Annotated in this window: 15 protein-coding genes; 9 read left to right on the top strand and 6 right to left on the bottom strand. The window is 59.8% G+C overall.

Annotated elements, in window-relative coordinates; all coding sequences use genetic code 11:
- Positions 1 to 4: 4 nt before the first annotated feature.
- Positions 5 to 2,527, bottom strand: a complete 2,523-nt coding sequence (locus FCH38_RS21610; protein WP_174375109.1) for a hypothetical protein — start codon at positions 2,525 to 2,527, stop codon at positions 5 to 7.
- 194 nt (positions 2,528 to 2,721) lie between these two features.
- Here FCH38_RS21610 and FCH38_RS21605 point away from each other — a divergent pair, with 194 nt between their 5' ends.
- Positions 2,722 to 4,002: an ABC transporter substrate-binding protein gene (locus FCH38_RS21605; protein WP_174375108.1), complete on the top strand. Its 1,281-nt coding sequence runs from the start codon at positions 2,722 to 2,724 to the stop codon at positions 4,000 to 4,002.
- 234 nt (positions 4,003 to 4,236) lie between these two features.
- Positions 4,237 to 6,219 (top strand): phosphatase PAP2 family protein, encoded by a 1,983-nt coding sequence (locus FCH38_RS21600; protein WP_174375107.1) that lies wholly within the window; start codon positions 4,237 to 4,239, stop codon positions 6,217 to 6,219.
- Between the two features lie 81 nt (positions 6,220 to 6,300).
- Here FCH38_RS21600 and FCH38_RS21595 read toward each other — a convergent pair whose 3' ends face one another.
- Complete coding sequence (locus tag FCH38_RS21595; RefSeq protein WP_174375106.1) at positions 6,301 to 7,449, bottom strand: ROK family transcriptional regulator; 1,149 nt, start codon at positions 7,447 to 7,449, stop codon at positions 6,301 to 6,303.
- Positions 7,450 to 7,594: 145 nt separating this feature from the next.
- Between FCH38_RS21595 and FCH38_RS21590 the strand changes: the two genes are divergently transcribed.
- The 6 genes from FCH38_RS21590 (at position 7,595) to FCH38_RS21565 (ending at position 13,394) form a co-directional block, all read left to right on the top strand.
- Positions 7,595 to 8,824, top strand: coding sequence for an extracellular solute-binding protein (locus FCH38_RS21590; RefSeq protein WP_174375105.1), 1,230 nt, complete (start codon positions 7,595 to 7,597; stop codon positions 8,822 to 8,824).
- A gap of 86 nt (positions 8,825 to 8,910) precedes the next feature.
- Entirely contained in the window at positions 8,911 to 9,951 is a 1,041-nt protein-coding gene (locus FCH38_RS21585; protein ID WP_174375104.1) for an ABC transporter ATP-binding protein, read from the top strand.
- Entirely contained in the window at positions 9,951 to 10,805 is an 855-nt protein-coding gene (locus FCH38_RS21580; RefSeq protein ID WP_153516893.1) for an ABC transporter permease, read from the top strand. The genes FCH38_RS21585 and FCH38_RS21580 overlap by 1 nt, the downstream gene beginning before the upstream one ends.
- Positions 10,805 to 11,668, top strand: coding sequence for an ABC transporter permease (locus FCH38_RS21575; RefSeq protein ID WP_174375103.1), 864 nt, complete (start codon positions 10,805 to 10,807; stop codon positions 11,666 to 11,668). Before FCH38_RS21580 ends, FCH38_RS21575 begins: the two co-directional genes overlap by 1 nt.
- Before the next feature lie 47 nt (positions 11,669 to 11,715).
- Positions 11,716 to 12,612: a glycerophosphodiester phosphodiesterase family protein gene (locus FCH38_RS21570; RefSeq protein WP_174375102.1), complete on the top strand. Its 897-nt coding sequence runs from the start codon at positions 11,716 to 11,718 to the stop codon at positions 12,610 to 12,612.
- Positions 12,609 to 13,394, top strand: coding sequence for an inositol monophosphatase family protein (locus FCH38_RS21565; protein ID WP_174375172.1), 786 nt, complete (start codon positions 12,609 to 12,611; stop codon positions 13,392 to 13,394). The genes FCH38_RS21570 and FCH38_RS21565 overlap by 4 nt, the downstream gene beginning before the upstream one ends.
- Before the next feature lie 82 nt (positions 13,395 to 13,476).
- Here FCH38_RS21565 and FCH38_RS21560 read toward each other — a convergent pair whose 3' ends face one another.
- The 4 genes from FCH38_RS21560 to FCH38_RS21545 all read right to left on the bottom strand — a co-directional run bounded on the left by FCH38_RS21560 (position 13,477) and on the right by FCH38_RS21545 (position 16,141).
- Positions 13,477 to 14,052: a flavin reductase family protein gene (locus tag FCH38_RS21560; protein ID WP_174375101.1), complete on the bottom strand. Its 576-nt coding sequence runs from the start codon at positions 14,050 to 14,052 to the stop codon at positions 13,477 to 13,479.
- Positions 14,053 to 14,063: 11 nt separating this feature from the next.
- Complete coding sequence (fdxA, locus tag FCH38_RS21555; RefSeq protein WP_174375100.1) at positions 14,064 to 14,399, bottom strand: ferredoxin FdxA; 336 nt, start codon at positions 14,397 to 14,399, stop codon at positions 14,064 to 14,066.
- A 104-nt stretch (positions 14,400 to 14,503) separates the two neighbouring features.
- Entirely contained in the window at positions 14,504 to 15,103 is a 600-nt protein-coding gene (locus tag FCH38_RS21550; RefSeq protein ID WP_174375099.1) for a superoxide dismutase, read from the bottom strand.
- 240 nt (positions 15,104 to 15,343) lie between these two features.
- On the bottom strand, positions 15,344 to 16,141 hold the full coding sequence (locus FCH38_RS21545; protein WP_153516815.1) for a 2-keto-4-pentenoate hydratase: 798 nt from the start codon (positions 16,139 to 16,141) through the stop codon (positions 15,344 to 15,346).
- A 350-nt stretch (positions 16,142 to 16,491) separates the two neighbouring features.
- Between FCH38_RS21545 and FCH38_RS21540 the strand changes: the two genes are divergently transcribed.
- On the top strand, positions 16,492 to 16,848 hold a 357-nt coding region (locus FCH38_RS21540), incomplete at its 3' end, for an AGE family epimerase/isomerase (protein ID WP_174375098.1).

Raw genomic sequence — 16,848 nt, 5'->3', positions numbered from 1 at the left:
CCGATTAGGAGTAAAATGGTCGTGCCGCGCCGCCGGATGCGGGATCGGCACTGTCGAATGTGATTTCGGGTTGGGGCTGCTCGTGGTCGAAGGCCATGGCTTGCCCGCCAATGGTGAACGCGCCGTCCCAGGTGAGGGTGAGGTCCGGTCTGCCCGGCGGTGTGACCGAGAGCAGCCGGCTTTCGGCTTCGAAGGTGACGCGTGTGGCGAGGATTTTTTCCCGAAAACGGGCAAACTCCGCGACATCCCCGCAGCCGATGACGCCGACCCAGCCGGCGCGGCGGCCGGGTGATCTGATCTCGCGATTGGCGGTGGCGCCTGCGGTAACGGGTTCAAGCCCGTTCGTCGCATAAAGCGCGGCAAAGCCTCGGCCCGAACGGGTGATGAGCCAGTTGCCCTCCGTCAGCACCTCGTCCAGCCCGTCGCGGCCGAGATAGGCATGGGTCCAGTCGTTGCGGTGATCGTCCGTGTCGAAGATCATCATCGCCAGATCACGGTGTTGCGCCACGCGCGGCAGGATGCCGCTGCCCGCCCAGTAGGAGGGGCGCTGCGTACCCCACGGATCATCTTCGCCGGGATGGTTGACCCAGAGCCGCGCCATGGGATGGCCGGCGAGTTTGATGTCCATGACATGCTGCTGGTGGCCTTGGCGACCGGTTTTATGATCCACCACGGTTGAAAGCTGCGCGGCCTCGTTCTTGAAAAGCACGAGCTTGCCGGGTTCCAGCCCCTGCGCATACCGCGCCTCGACCATACGGCCAGCCTCAAGCTGTGAAAGGGCGGCGAGATGTACGGGCGGCAGATAATCGCCGCAGCAGAACATCGGCAGCGAGGCGACGCCATTGTTGAGCCAGCCCTGGCCAAAGGCCACTTGCGCAAAGGGCGCCAGTTCCGTCAGCGGTCCGGCGCGCAACTCCTTGTCATAGGCTCTGCCTTGAGAACCGCAGGGAACGCCACTGAGCGTATGCAGTGCGATCATCTCGAAGATGAGATCGAGCTGGTAGCGTGCGCGTGCGGCAAGCTCCGTCCCTGCCCAATGCTCGATGGCGAGAAGGCCAATGAAATCCACGGGGTAATAGGCGGCCGAATTCCATTCGGCGAGGCCATGCGCCTCGACACTGTCGAACCAGCGCTCCAGCCGGTCCGCCGCCAGCGCCGCCTGTTGCCGGCCGGTGCGGCCAGAGGCGGTGAAGGTGGCGTCCGGCAGATAGTCGCCGGCCAGCAGCTGGCTGGTGTGAAAGCACAGAACGTGGTTCTCGCTCCAGAACCACATGACGTCATTGCCGGGCTCATCCACCCAGTAGCGATAGGCGAGGATCGAAGCATTGATCCGCTCCAGCATCTCGGTCGGCAGGCGGTCACTATGGGCGCGCACCAGCCAGAGAAGCGGGATCATGATGAAATCGGAGCAGTCTTCGCGCCGGTCGATGGACCGCAGCGTCGCATCAACGATGCCGCCGATTGTCTTGAGGTCATCGCTGCCGGTGGCGACCATCGCCAGCGCCCGGCCGATGCGCCATGCGCCGAAACGGGCGCTAAAGGACAGCGCCGCCTTTTTTCGCTCGGCAATATCGGCGGCTGCGGGTTGCGGGGCGGCATCGCGCATGAAGGCCGCGTCGATAACCCGCGTTACAGTTCCGTCTCCGGAACCGAGGGTAATCCTGACGCCGTGATACCCGTCCGAAATGCCCCTGGTTTCAGGGATCGTCAGCGAGGATTGCCCGGCTTGCAGCACGGTATCCACTTCCGCAAGCGCCGCGCGCTCATGTCCATGGCTTTTCACCGCGATATGCACGGGCAGGTCGCTTGTGGGCGCGGCACCGAAAACCAGTTCAAGCGCCGTGCCGGAAAACACATCCTGCGCAGGACGAACGTCGCGCACCAAGGCGGCAAGACGCTTCGTTTCTTCCCTGTCGAGCGGCACGGGCAGCACGACCGTCAGCGGTGTGGCGTCGATAACTTCAAGCTCGAAGAACCAGATGATGTCGCGTTCCGCCAGATCCTCGCAGAGCAGCAGCACCTCATTGTCGCCGGCCGCAAGCTCGAGTGTGATGTCACGGCTGGTTTCGACATTGCGGATAAAGGGTTCGAAGCGCACCTGTTCAGCGCCGTTCACCCAGATGCGCACGCCGCCGCAGGTGCGCAGCCGGAAATGCGCTTTTCGCGTGGTGTCGCTGCGGAATGTGCCCTTCAACCAGCGCTGCACGTGGGTGGGAACATGCCAGAAGCCGGTGAATTCAACGCGGCGGTTGGAGCCGGGCAGGTTGAGGTGCGAAACCGCAAAGGCAGCCTCAGGCGCGATGTCGCGACCGATCATGGTCTGCTGGAAGGCCTTGCGGCAGGGCAGGTCGCCGACATCGACGAAACCATTGATGAAACGGTAGTTCACCCGGTCCTCCGCCGGCGCGAGCGTTCCCGGAAACGAGGTCTCTACCAGATCGGAGACTATCCAGGCTGTCACCGTTTCGCCGTCGGCAACGGTATATGTGGGTTGCGACGCATTCGTCGCCAAAGGTCCATCCGTCATAATGGATCGCCTCCCTTCGATCTTTATGAAATTATTTTCACAAATCTATCTTCGCTTTTTCACGTTGATTTGTGCGATTTCGCCAAAACAAACAGCTTGACGTTTATTCTGTCAAGTCGCAAAACAGGATAAATCGAATTAAGCAGAGGAGCTTCTGTTCGATTTATGAAAATATTTTCATTGGGAGGATGAGCATGGTGAAATTGTTTTCGGGCGTCAGCGCCCTCGTATTGGCTTCTATCGCGGGTCTTTCGGTCGCGCAGGCGGAGACCCGCACGATCACTTTTCTTTTTACGGATGACGACCAGGGTTATGTGCAGCGCATGTCTGAACTCAGCAAGGAGTTCGAGGCCGCCAATCCGGGCGTGAAGGTCAACTTCGTGTCTTCGGGCTATGATGCCGTTTCCAAGCAACTGCCGGTACAGCTGGCGGTAGGCGAAGGCCCAGATATCGCCAAGATCACCGACTGGCAGCTTGCGCCCTATTATCTCGACATGCGTCCTTACATGAAGGATGCGGAGGCCTTCGCCAAGCTGCACGGTTCTAGCCTCAACCAGCTTCGCCTGCCCAACGTCAATGATCCGCAGTCGATCAACGGCTACATGGCGTCGCAGACGCTGAACCTGCCCTTCGTCAACAAGACGCTGTTCGAGCAGGCGGGTGAACCGCTACCAGGCCCGACCGCGAAATTCAGCGAGATCGTCGAGGCTTCCGCCCGCGTCGCCAAGTCAACCGGTGTGCAGATTCCCTTTACCATGGACCGCTCCGGCCACCGCTTCTCTGGCGGTGCCTTTGCTTATGGAGCGACCTATGTGAAGGACGGGAAGTTCAGCTTCCCCGATGACGCGTCGAAGAAATACATCGCCGATATCTATTCCTGGACGCAGAATGGCAGCTTCCCCAAGGAAATGTGGGGTGCCGCCGGCGGTTCGCAGTACAAGAACATGGGTGACGAGTTCGTCAACGGCAATGTCGTGACCTATCTTGCCGGCAACTGGATGGTCAATCCGTTCCAGAACAAGATCGGCGACGCCTTCGAATGGACGGCGATCAATGCGCCCTGCGGCGATGCCGGATGCTACGCCATGCCCGGCGGTACCGCCATTGTCGGTTTCAAGCGTACCAAATATCCTGAAGATGTCGCTCATTTCGTCGAATTCCTCGGCTCCGAGAAGGTGCAGCGGGAAATCGCCGAAAACTACGTCATCCTGACGGGCGCGGAGATCGTCGATCCGCAATACAAGCTGAAGAGCGAAGACGCCAGGGCGGCGATGAAGGTCTTCCTCGACAACAAGAAGAACGTGCCGCAGGCAGCTCGCGAATTTGAGCGCGCCAAGGGCGGCAGCGCCATGTATCAGCAGATCGTGCAGCGGATGAGCCAGTTGATCGTCGGTGAGTTGACGCTCGACCAGACCTACAAGGTTCTGGCTGACGATGTCGCCAAGATCAATGAGGCGGTCGCAGTCAAGAAATAAGGGGCTACCATTCCGGCTTTGCCGGAAGAGCCAAGCCATCAAACGATATGCCCGGAGCCGGTCTCCGGGCATATCTCTCCGCTTTTTTCGGGCGGATATTGCCGCATATGCTCTCTCGATCAGCACTATCGAAAAACTGAAATACGCTCCGTTTAAACCTGATGACGAGGCGCGCGGGAAGCCGTGCCGCCTGTTTTCGTCACGCGTCACTCGCTGCAAATCATAGGATTCGTCATGGCCAAACTGAAGATGTCGTCTTTTCCGTCCGCACGATTGTCCCTGCTTGCCTCCGTCGCATTGCTCGTTCTTGTTCCGAGCGCGCAAGCGTTTGATCGCACCGGGCCGGCAGGTCAGGGTTATGCGATCACGGTGCCGGAGCCTGCCGCGACCTATCCGCTGCCGCTTTCCGACAATTATCGCAACCAGACCGGCAAGAATGAGAAGGGCGAGGATGTTCGTGCCTATGACGACCGGGACAATCCGATCATCGAAATCCTCTCCGGTTTCAACCGCATCTGGACGCTCGGCGATGAAAAATGGGCGGATGGCGGCGCGAATGGCGATGGCCCCTCGGATTTCAGCCATGTGAAGATTGTCGATCCGGCCGTCTGGCAGGAAAACATGCGCTACGTGCTGTCAGTGACCGGTGAAAACCGCACGCGTGCCGCCGCTTTCGAAGCTTACATGAATGACCGCCGTTCGCAGGGTTTCAGCGTCATTGACGGCATGGGGCCGCTCACCGCCTGGTATCGCGAGGGGGCGGGTGCGACGACCACGATCAATCACACATTGGCGGATTTCGACCCCAATGAGGTCATTACCCGCAAGGAAGACGACAAGGGCACCGAGGCCGGTGCGGCGGATAGCGAGATGAAGGATTTTGTCGCCTTCATGAAGGTGATCCGCGGCCCTGAGGGTACGACATCGCCGGCGAAATACTTCTATTCCACACCACGGCCCTGGCGCATGAATGCCAAGGGCGAGGTGATCGAGACCGGCAAGGAAACCATCGGTGACCGAATCTTCGAAAGCTATGATAGCGACGCCGGCGTTGTCGTTCCGGCGCTGAAATATGCCCGCGAAAATCGCGGTCGTGCCAAGGATGGCGGTTTTCCGAGCGGTCACACCAATGCCGCCTATCTTGCCGCCATTGCTTATGCCTATGCCGTGCCGGAGCGTTTTTCCGAATTGTTGACGGCGGCCTCCGAACTCGGCGAGAGCCGCATCGTCGCCGGCATGCATTCGCCGCTCGACGTGATCGGCGGCCGCATTACGGCAACGGCGATGGCCGCCGCCATGTTGCAGGATCCCAAAAACGCGGAGGTGAAGAAGGCTGCCCACGAAGCCTTGCAGACCTATTTTGCCAAGCGTCTGCCGCAGGGCCAGTCGCTTGTCGACTTCGCCCATGGCGCAAAGCCGGATGTTGACCGGTTCGCCGATGCGGCGGCGAATGAGGCGGATTATCGCAGGCGCATGACCTTTTCCTTCAGCCGCGACAAAGCCGTGGGCGATGCGCCGATGGTGGTGCCGAAGGGGGCCGAGGTTCTGCTGGAAACGCGCCTGCCTTATCTCGATGCCGCAGAGCGTCGCGCCGTTCTGTTCTCCACCGGCATCGAGGCCGGTTATCCACTGCTCGATGACAGCAATGGCTGGGGCCGCATCAATCTGGTAGCCGCCGCCGGTGGTTACGGCGCGTTTGACGGCGATGTCGAGGTGACGATGGATGCCGCCGCCGGCGGGTTTAGTGCCGCAGACCGCTGGACGAACGATATTGCAGGGCACGGGCGTCTCGTCAAATCCGGCAGCGGATCGCTGACGCTCAGCGGCAACAACAGTTATGGTGGCGGAACGATCCTCAGGGATGGCACGCTGGTGGCTTCCTCTACGGATGCGCTTGGAACCGGCGGCGTTCTGATCAGCGGCGGCACGCTCCAGCTTACGGGAAAAAAGGATGTTGTCATCGGCGGCGATTTTATGCAGTCGGGCGGTGGGCTGACGTTTGATCCACAAAAGGTCGGGCTGAAGATCAAGGGCAATGCGGTGCTGGACGGCGCCACGCTGAAGCTCGCCTTCGATGGCGGCGCACCGGCTGCCGGCACACGGCTCGATGTGATCTCTGCCAACGGCCTGACCGGCACATTCGCTACGATCGATGCGGGCAATGTGAAGGTGAGGCCAATCTATACGGGTTCGGCATTGTCGGTGCTGGTCGAATAGGGCGTGATGCAAGGACGCAGGCCGCCGCAACCCCCGGTTACGGCGGTCTCGCCGGATTTGAAAACCGCTGGATGATCACTACTACAGGAAGTAGCGCACCCGGAGCGGCAACAGCGCCGCGCCAAGGGCTGAAGGATCGCCTTCGGTCTCGCTGAGAACCAGCTTCGCCTCCTTTGGCCCGACACCATAACGGTGCTCGCGTTGCGAAGGCATGTGCGCGCGTTCGATCATCATTCGACCCAGCGCGCGCGGCAATTGTCCGCCGAAGACGATAGCCTGCGGATCGAGAACGGCGATCAGGCTCGCCACCAGCCGGTCCACCTGTGGCATGGTCTCGGCCAGCCACTCCTCCACACCCGGCCATGAAGGGTCGAACTGCCGATAAAGGGCTTCGATCGAATGGATATCGACGCCGTTTTTCTGTAAAGTCGCGATCAGATATTGCAGGGCCGGGCGCTTGGGCGATTCATCCGGGCTGTATATGCCGCTGAATTCGCCGGCGTTGCCGTGGAAACCGTAAAACGGCTGGCCGCTGAGAATGAGGCCGCCGCCGAAACCATAGTTGAAGGACAGGTAGGCGAAGGTCTGGCACCACGAGCCGACACCGCGAAGGCTTTCGCCGATGGCACCCGTGGTGCCGTTGTTTTCCAGCCAGACGGGCAGTTGAAACCTTTCTTCGAGGATCGGTTTCAGATCCATCAGCGACCAGTCTCGTAGAGGTTCAGGCGCGTTGAATGCCCGGTCTTCCGACACGAAGAAACCTGACATGGAAAAGCCGAGGCCAAGCAGCCGCTCGCGCGGTATGGCGTGTTCCGCCAACTGCCTTTCAAGAACCAGCGACAGCGCGGCAAGCGTCATTTCCCGATCGCCGGGCAGCATCCTCAGTTTTTCCTCGACGATCACGGCACAGCGAAAATCGGCGAGGCAGATCACCACGGAATCGGTGTTGATGGAAATACCGAGCGAATAGGCCCCTTCGGGCACCAGCTCGATAGTGGGGCTTGGCTGGCCACGTGTGCCCTTGAGCGGCGCGCCGGTGCGCAGAAGCCCGCGCTCCAAAAGGCCTTCGATCAGCCGGTGCACGGATTGCTGGGTCAGGTTCGTGTGGCCGGTAATCGACGCCCGGGCGATGGGGCCGTGGCGGCGGATGATATCCAGAATCAGGCGCTCGTTCTCGCTGGCAAGCGGCTGGCGGTTGAAGGTCTGGAGCGGCGTCTGATCTGTTGTCATCGCCTTGGATAACGGCTGCGCGGGGCGGCGGCAACATGGGGCATCGGTTCGCGACAGCATTTTTCACTGGACTGTCATAAATATTACACTTAGAGTGTATTAATAAGGGGCCGGTCAACAACGGGTCCCCAGGAGGAACCATTCAATGCGCCTGAAATTTCTTGCGATCGCCGCGCTTGCGCTGGCGACGACGGCAGCGCCGTGCCTTTCCGCTGACAGCAACATGAAAAACCTGAACTTCGATCTGTCGAAGGTTACGCGTGACAATTTCTATGAGATCGTCGTTCCCGCCGCCAAAGCCGAGGGCGCGGTGACGATGTATAATTTCGCCGGCAGCTTCGCCGATACATGGAAGGAGCTGATCACCCGTTTCGAAGCCAAATATGGCATCAAGGTCGCCTATAGCGATGTGAAGGGCGATCAGGCGAACCAGCAGCTCATCGCGGTGCAGGCGGCAGGCCAGGATTCGCCGGTCGATGCCTATTTTGCCGGTGGCGGCAGTTATCCTCTTCTCTCTTCCAAGGGCGTTGTCGGCAATATTGCGCTGACGAAAATCCTGCCGAACATGGCCAATTACAATCCGCAAATGGCCGAAACCGTCTTCGGCAAGCCGCATGGCGGTAGCTTCCCGCTGGTGCATCTCAACCAGACCGCCATCGGTTACGATTCCGCCTTCGTGAAGGCTGAAGATGTGCCGAAGAGCTTCGAGGACCTGCTCGTCTGGGCTGAAAAGAACCCCAAGCGTCTCGGCGTTACCCTGCCGGCCAAGGGCGGTTCCGGCGGCGGCTTCATTTATTCGGTGGCGCTTAATTATCTCACCGGCGACTGCCGTGCAAAGCTCACCGACTATAATCAGACGCTGCAGCAGGCCGAAGACTGGGCCATGGAGTCCGAGTGCCTCACGCCCGTCTGGGATTATTACCGCCGTCTTCTTGCCGTGGCTGAACTGACCAACGGCAATGCCGACACGCTCAATCTCATCAACAACCAGCAGCTTCACATGGGCACCGTCTGGGAAGATCAGGTCATGAGCTTCCTCGGCACCAAACAATTGCCGGATAGTTTCCGCGTCACGCTTCTTGAAAAGGGCCAGGTCGGATCGGGCGACGCCATGTTCGTGCCGGCCAATGCCAAGAACGTTGCATCGGCGTTGCTCCTCATCGATATGGCGATGAGCAAGGAATTCCAGCTCTGGAAGCTGGAAAACAAGGCTTCGCGTTCTCCCCGTACGGATGTCACCAATGATCTGATGCCGAAGGCCGTGCAGGAGCATGTTTTGCCGCAGAGCGTCTATCCGCGCCTGTCTGCCCCGGCTTTCTGGGACATGTCGACGGCGCTTGCCGAAGCGCTCGATGAAAAAGTGCTCAACCAGTAACGCCTTCAGGATCGCCGGATCGTGTGGGGCACAAAGAGCCTCCCACGGTCCGGCAAGCTCGGCCGCAAACAGGAGAGAGCATCGCCATGAGTGAACTCGAGATCAGCAATATCACCAAGGATTACGGTTTGAGCCGGGCGCTTCATCCCGTGTCGATCACCGTCGAGCGCGGCGAATTCGTCACCATTCTCGGCCCCTCCGGTTGCGGCAAGTCGACCTTGCTGCGCATTCTGACGGGTATCAGCCAGCCGTCGGGTGGTGAAATCCTCCTTGGCGGCAAACGCATCGACCAGACGCCGCCGGAAGCGCGCGATATCGCCATGGTGTTCCAGTCCTACGCGCTTTTCCCGCATATGTCCGTCGCCAAAAATCTCGGTTTCGGCCTGAAGATGAAAAAGGTTGCGAAAGACGAGCGCGCACGCCGCATCGCCCATGCGCTTGAAATCTGCAATCTTGCCGGTCTGGTGGATCGCATGCCGCGGCAATTGTCCGGCGGGCAGCAGCAGCGCGTGGCGCTGGCGCGGGCCATCGTCATGCAGCCGAGCCTGCTGCTGTTCGACGAGCCGCTGTCGAACCTCGACGCTAAACTCCGCGATACGCTGCGCCACGAACTGACCGAACTTCACCGCCGCATCGGCGCCACCAGTCTTTATGTGACGCATGATCAGGCCGAGGCCATGGCGATGTCGGACCGGATCGTCGTCATGAATGCCGGCCGGGTCGTTGAGATCGGCACGCCGCTCGAGCTTTATCGCTCGCCGAAACACGCTTTCACCGCCGGTTTTCTCGGCCAGACCAATCTTCTGCCCGTATCCGCCCAAGGGACACAGGCGCAATTGCCCTGGGGGCAGGCCGTCACGCTGGATAAAGCGGCAGCCGGCAACGTCCAGATTTCGGTTCGTCCGGAAAACATCCACATCCGCGCCGATCAGGCCGGTGACGGCACGGTTTCCGCCGTCTCCTTCATGGGCGCCAATGCGCTCTACACGGTCGAGATCGGCGGACGCCAGATCCGGATCAGCCAGTCCGGCGCTGAAACTTTGATCGATGCCGGGCATAGGGTCGCCCTGCAATTTCCCGGTTCAGTCCATCTTCTCGATGTCAGAATGGCGGGGGAGGCGGCATGATGGCCGCGGTTCTTCGCGACAGGCGCGCGCAGCTCCTTCTCTTGCTGGCGCCTGGGGTAGGATATCTTCTGGTCTTCTTCGGCGGCCCGCTGTTTTCAGCGTTGATCGGCAGCTTCAGGCAGGAAGATGGCAGCTTCACGCTGATGTTCTACCAGCGGATATTCACCCGCGCCTCGATGATCCGTGGTCTGACGACCTCCATTTATTACGGTGTGATGCCTGTGATCGTCTCGCTTGCGGCCTCGGTGCCGCTGGCGCTGTTGATCCGCAAGAGCTTTCTCGGCCGCAAGCTGTTCAGCGGTCTTTACAAGCTGCCGATGGCGGTGCCGGGCATCATCGTCGGCCTGATGGTGATCGTCGTTTTCGAAAGGGGCGGTTTCCTCGACCGTCTGGTTGCGCCGCTCGGGCTGGAACTGCCCAAGCTCGTGCGTGACGATTGGGGCATCGGCGTCATCCTTGCCAGTGTCTGGAAACAGATACCCTTCATGACGCTGATCATCACCAGCGCCTTTGCCGCCATACCCGAGGATATCCGTCATGCCTCGCGCACGCTCGGCGCTTCGCGGCTGAAAACGTTTTTCTTCGTGGAAGTTCCGCTCGCCATGCCGGGCATCACCGCCGCCATACTTCTCACCTTCATCGGCTCCATGGGCTCCTATGCCATTCCCGATATCGTCGGCCCGCCGACGGCCCGGCCGCTCTCGGTACTGATGATCCAGGAGTTCAATCAAGGCCGTTTTAATCAGGTCTATGCCATGGGCATGGTGCTGAGCCTTTTCGCGGTCTCCGTGCTCATTCTTTATTATTCCCTCACATCCCGCATCGGCCCCGGCCAAACCCGAGGAGACGCATGATGAGCGCCATAACCCTTGAACCCGCCACCATTGCCCGCCGCCGTGCCTTTACGCCGGAAGACCGGATTTTTGTCTCCATCGGACTTTATGGCGCGCTGACGCTCGCCATTGCCCTGCCGCTGGCGCTGATGTTCCTCTGGAGCATCGCCGATGGCTGGTCGCCGCCACTCGTCGTGCCGAAAGACTACACCACGGCGCGCTGGGCGAGCATTCTCAGCGATGACAGCCTCATTCGCGCCGCCATCAACAGCATCCTCATCGCCATTGTCGTTACCTTTCTGACGGCGGCCATCGCACTGCCCACGGCCTGGGCCATGGCGCGTTTTCCGTTCCGGCTGAAACGGCTGGTGGAAATCTTCATTCTGGCGCCGATCATCATTCCGGGGCTGGTCGTCGCGGTCGGCATCGGACAGGTGTTTCTTCTCTTCGGGCTTGCCTATTCGGTCACCGGGGTCGTTCTCGTGCAGATGGTCGGCACCCTGCCGCTGATGATCCGCCTGATGACGGCGGCGCTGGAGACCATTCCCGATGATATCATCCATGCCGCGCGTTCGCTCGGTGCCGGAACGGTCGGCATCGTGCTCCACATCATCCTGCCGCTTGCGGTGCCCGGCCTTCTGGCGGGCGGGCTGATGTCCTTCATCGGCAGCTTTGAGGAATTCGACAAGTCCTTCATCGTCGGCGCGCCTGTTGTCGAAACCTTGCCGATCAAGCTTTACATGTATCTTGACCCCTATTCGATGCAGCTGCCGCTCGCCTCCATCGTCTCCTTCATCCTGCTTCTTCCCGCACTCGTCGTCTTTATCATCGCCGGCCGCATTCTGCGCGACGACCTGATGGCGGCGGGCATGGGGAAAATCTGATCCGGGCGACAGAGCCCCGATAAATGCAACGTCCGAAAGTGAAAACCATGCACCAAACCCTTGCAGCCTCCCGAAATGCCTCCAGCTCCTGCAATGTCCTTGCGCTTTGCTCGCGCGACAATCCGGCCATACTGACCATCGCTCATCGCGGCTTCTGGACCGCCACTGCCGAAAACTCGCTGGCCTCCGTCCGCGCGGCGGTTGCGGCCGGCGTTGAGATGATCGAGATCGACACGCAGGCGACGGCCGACGGCCGGTTGGTCGTCATTCATGACGAAACGCTCGACCGTACGACGACGGGGAAGGGGACCGTGAGTGAGCTGCCTTTCGAGGTGGTTCGCGCTGCCAGGCTGAAGGCCGGTGCGGGTGGCGATGCGGCTACTGTGACCGATGAATGTGTGCCGACGCTGGAAGAATTGCTGGAAGAGGCGCGTGGCAAGATCACCGTTAATATCGACACAAAATTCACCCGCGATCTGCCGCAAGTCATGGAAACCGTGCTGCGGCTCGGCGTCGAGGATCAGGTTCTGGTCAAGACCGACATTGATCCTGAGGCAGAACGTTTCGAGGTGCTGGACACCGACTGGTTCGGCAAGGTCCCGCATATGCCGATGTTCCCGGTGAGAAAAGGCAAGTTTGCCGAGGATCTGCGTCGGATCGAAGCGTTGAAGGCGCCGATGATCGAGGTGAAATTCACCGATATCGCTGATCTGGCCGAAGGCCAGGCCGAGATGGAGCGCCAGAATATCCGCCTGTGGATCAACTCGCTCGACGTTTCCCATTGCCTCGACTTCAACGATACGCGGGCGCTTTCAAATCCCGAATCCGTCTGGGGTGCTCTTGCCGGGGCTGGCGTCGGCGCGATCCAGACCGATGAAGTCGAAGCTTTCACCAACTGGTTGAAGACGGGCGCCGGTGAGACGGGCAGGGCGTGGACACGATGAACGAGCGTCTCGACCGCGCCGTCGCCATCATCGAGGAAGCGATGGGCCTTGCCCTTCGCTTTTTCGAGGCGCGCGACACCATCGCCACCCGGACGAAGGGCTTTCAGGATTTCGTCTCGGAAGCCGATACCACAGTCGAAAGGCTGGTGCGCGACCGTCTGGTGGTGGCGTTTCCCGACGAAACCGTGCTGGGAGAAGAAATGGGCGGCGTGGCCGACGACGCCTACTGGATCATCGATCCGATCGACGGCACCGCCAATTTCCTGCGCGGTTCGCCGTTCTGGGGCATCTCGCTCGGCTTCGTGCGCAACGGCCGGCCGGAACTCGGCGTCGTCGCCATGCCAGTGTTCAAGGATATCTATGCGGCGGCGGATGGGACGGGTCTGATGCTGAACGGCAAACCGCTTGCCCGGCATGTGCCTTTCGAGGAGGTGCAGGTCATGTCGCTCGGCGACAGTGCGGCCGCCGACGCGGAAGAAGTGGCGGCCCTCACTGTCGGGTTGAGACATGCCGGCTGGGTGGTGGAATCCATCCGCTCGACATCGATCGGCCTTGCCTTTGCCGCACGAGGCATCTTCGACGGCCATCTGCAAAAACTGACAACCATGTGGGACATCGCCGGCGGCGTCGTTCTCGCAAGGGAAGCGGGTCTCGATGTCCGTATCGGAACGCGCCCCGGCAGCGGCATCCCCTGGGTTGCCGCCGCAACGCCGGCGCTGATGGCGGTGACGGAGGGGCTCTGGCCGGAGATTGCGGAAAAAATGCTGGTGGAACCGTCATAAATTTCTTTGGAAGGGAATTGCCGGGTGTTGCCCAGACACCCGCGCTCCTTGTTCGTCTTTCCGAGGCGGTTTGGACCCGGCCTCACGCAATAACAGAACTACGTCCATCCATGCCGGTATAGCCGCGTCCGCTCCACAGCAGGGCCTCGCGCAGCGGGTCAGACGTCGCTTCGATGATGGCGCCGACGAACAGGATATGGTCTGCGGCATCGATGGAACCGACGAGTTCGCAATCCAGGGATAACAGCGCCTTGGCAAGCTTTGGGTTTCCCGAAGGCCAGACATCCCAGTCGCCGATGGAAAACCGGTCCGGCAGGTTGCCTTTTCCAGCAAACACGTCGGCAATTTCCTCCTGTCCTCTGGCAAGTGCTGCGATGGAGAAGCGCCGGCTTGCAGCGATGAGATCGACCATGCGGCTGCTGGCGTCGATGGAGATCATCAGAAGCGGCGGCTCGGCGCTGAGCGGCATGAAGGAAGTGATCGTTCGTCCGACCCTTTCTCCGGCGTGGGAGGCTGTGGCCAAAGCCACAGTAAAGGCCAGACCGGCCATTGCGTCCTTGAATTCACGCGGGGAAATCGTCGGTGAAACGGTGCCTTTGAGCGGAATATGCGTATGGCTTATCACGCTGCCATCGATCAGCCTGAGATTATGAGACATGCAGTGCCGGGCTAACCGCCCGCTCCCGGGTTCTTGGAAAAAATGGAAAACTTGGCCGCAGCACCATTCATGGCGTCAGCATTATCAGGCGACGGTCTTTTCTGGTGCACACGCGGCCAGATGCCGGAATAATGGCGGTTGAGGTCGAGCCAGACATGCAGCCCGGCTTCGGTATCCGGTCTGATCGCTGCTGCGGGACATTCCCGCTCGCAGATGCCGCAATCGATACATTGGTCGGGATGGATGACGAGCATGTTCTGGCCTTCGTAGAAACATTCGACCGGGCAGACTTCCACGCAATCCATATATTTGCAGGCGATGCAGTTTTCGGTGACGACATAGGGCATTGAAACGCTCGATGGAGTTGCAGCCGGACGGCGGCTGTCCGGCTGCGCCTGACCCGGCCAGCCGCACGGGGGCAGCGGCACAGGCCGGGTCGGTGGGGCTCAAATCAGAGACGCGTGGCCACGGCCTGCCAGTTCACCAGATGATCGAGGAAGTTCTCGATATAGGCCGGACGCTTGTTGCGGAAATCGATGTAATAGCTGTGCTCCCACACATCGCAGCCGAGAAGCGCCTTCTGCCCGAAGCACAGCGGATTAACGCCGTTCTCCGTGCGGGTGATCTTCAGCATGCCGTCGGTATCCACCACCAGCCATGCCCAGCCCGAGCCGAATTGCGAGGCGCCGGCAAGGGCGAAATTCTGCTTGAACAGCGATACCGAGCCGAAGGATTGCGTCAGCGCATCTTCCAGCGCCTTGGGGATGGTATGATTTCCCGGTCCCATGATCTCCCAGAAGAGATTGTGGTTCCAATGCTGGGAAGCATTGTTGAATATGCCGGACTGCGCGATAGCGGCTTTGTCATAGGTACCACGGACGATGTCCTCGAGGCTGCTTTTTTCCCATTCGGTGCCTGATATCGCCTTGTTGAGATTATCGACATAGGCCTTGTGGTGAAGATCGTGATGAAACTTCAGCGTCTCTTTGGACATGCCCGATGAAGCGAGCGCATCATGGGCATAGGGGAGGTCGGGAAGCTGGAAAGCCATGGAGTATCCTTTGTCAACTGTTCGCTCAAGAGCATGAAATGAGCCTTGTGGAAACAAGGTGACAATACTTCTAGGGGCTCAACCATGGTTGAGGTCAAGCGGTTTTTAAAGGCAGACGATTGGAGACAAAATGCCGATCGGCGAGCTTGCGAAAGAGACCGGTGTTGTCGTCTTGCCGAGACATATCACACAAGGTGCATGAAGCAGGATCGGCGTGAATGAAGAGGTGCGGCCGCGTGATTACCGAAGAGCTAACGGCCGATGACCCGCAAGCGTAAACGCCCCAACTGATTCCATTTTAATATGCGTATCGGCGGCAAGAGAACTGCTTATCGCGCCGCAGAGGCTGCCTGTCGTCACCACTTGCCCTGCCATTAGCGTGCCGCTCTTGTTGATGGGAGCATTTGCAAAGGCAAGAAGGGGAGCAAGAACATCCCCGTTGGGATGTTTTGCCGTGGCATTGAACAGATGGACAGGACCCTCAGTCACGATCAGATGCAACAGGTCCATGTCGCTTCCGGCGAAGACCTCCAAAATGCGCCGATCTATTTCGGGACCAATGGCGAAGCCGTGATTGGCCAGGCGGTCGGCGAGAAACAGCGGGAAAGGCACCTGGTTTTTTTCCGCCAGTCGATAACGGAGCAACTCGGCACCGAGATGGACCTTGTCGATATACCGTATCAAATCGCCTCTGGTGAAGGGAACCTCACCCACAGCGGGAATGTCTGAGGCGAGGGTAAAGCAGATTTCGACCTCAATGCCTTCCGTCCCTTCGTTTGGGAAAACAGCGAGATTGTCACCATCGGCCCGGTGGCAATCCAGCATCGGCGCGCCGGCGGCCTGGCCATCCGGCCGGATCGCCAGTTTCCAGCCTCTCACCGGCTTCCCGATAAGCTCGGCGAATATACGCTGAACGGCCATTGCCGTCTCGAAGTCCTCAGGAACGAGCCCATCCGCCTCTAGCTGCACAAAAGGAACTTTCGCGCCGCCAAGATCTGCCTGCACAAATCTTCGGGCCAGTTCTTCGATCGCCGTCATTCCCGTCATCATCCCCTTTGCGTTCATACACCGAATGCTGTCATGATTTCGCGCTGCTTGCCAAGGCCATTGATGCCAAGTTTGGCGACGTTTCCAACCTTTCGGAAAATCCGGGAGTTCATCCTAAGGGTGAAGCAGGAACGTTCCAGACCTGCGGCTGTTGGTGCTGCCGCGAGTGATAAAGTGTGGTCAGTCAAACCGGGTTTTGCGGGTGGTGGGACGGAATTTTGCTGTTGTTTTTGGTGTACGATCTGTTGAGACTATTTCAAAACGTCAGTTGATGTCTTTGTTTCTAGGTTCTGCTAGCGTATGGCTCCCCTCCAATACGACGTAAAACAGAGAGTTGACGTATGACAGTGCAATTTCCGAGTGCCGCTCAGGCGCTTGCCGAAGAGGTCGGAACATTACGGAAATGGCTGGATGAGGATGCCCTGCCTTTGTGGGGGGAGGCGGGTTCCGCCCGTCCGGATGGCGGCTTTTACGAGCGCCTCGGCCAGGATGCGAAACCGGTTTTTTCCGATGACCGCCGCGCCCGCGTTCAGCCACGTCAGGCCTATTGTTTCGCCGCTGCCGGCCAGCATGGCTGGCAGGGACCGTGGAAAGACGCGCTCCTGCACGGCTTGAGCTGGTTCGAAAAGGTCTATCGCCTCGATAACGGCCTTTACGGCAACCTCGCCGACCAGACCGGAAAACTCATCGATCCGTCC

Origin of the sequence: Agrobacterium tumefaciens (assembly GCF_013337285.1) — a bacterium.
In the GTDB taxonomy this organism is placed as follows: domain Bacteria; phylum Pseudomonadota; class Alphaproteobacteria; order Rhizobiales; family Rhizobiaceae; genus Agrobacterium; species Agrobacterium burrii.
Note: the sequence above shows the minus strand (reverse complement) of the source record. Positions and strands in the feature narration are given on the sequence as shown.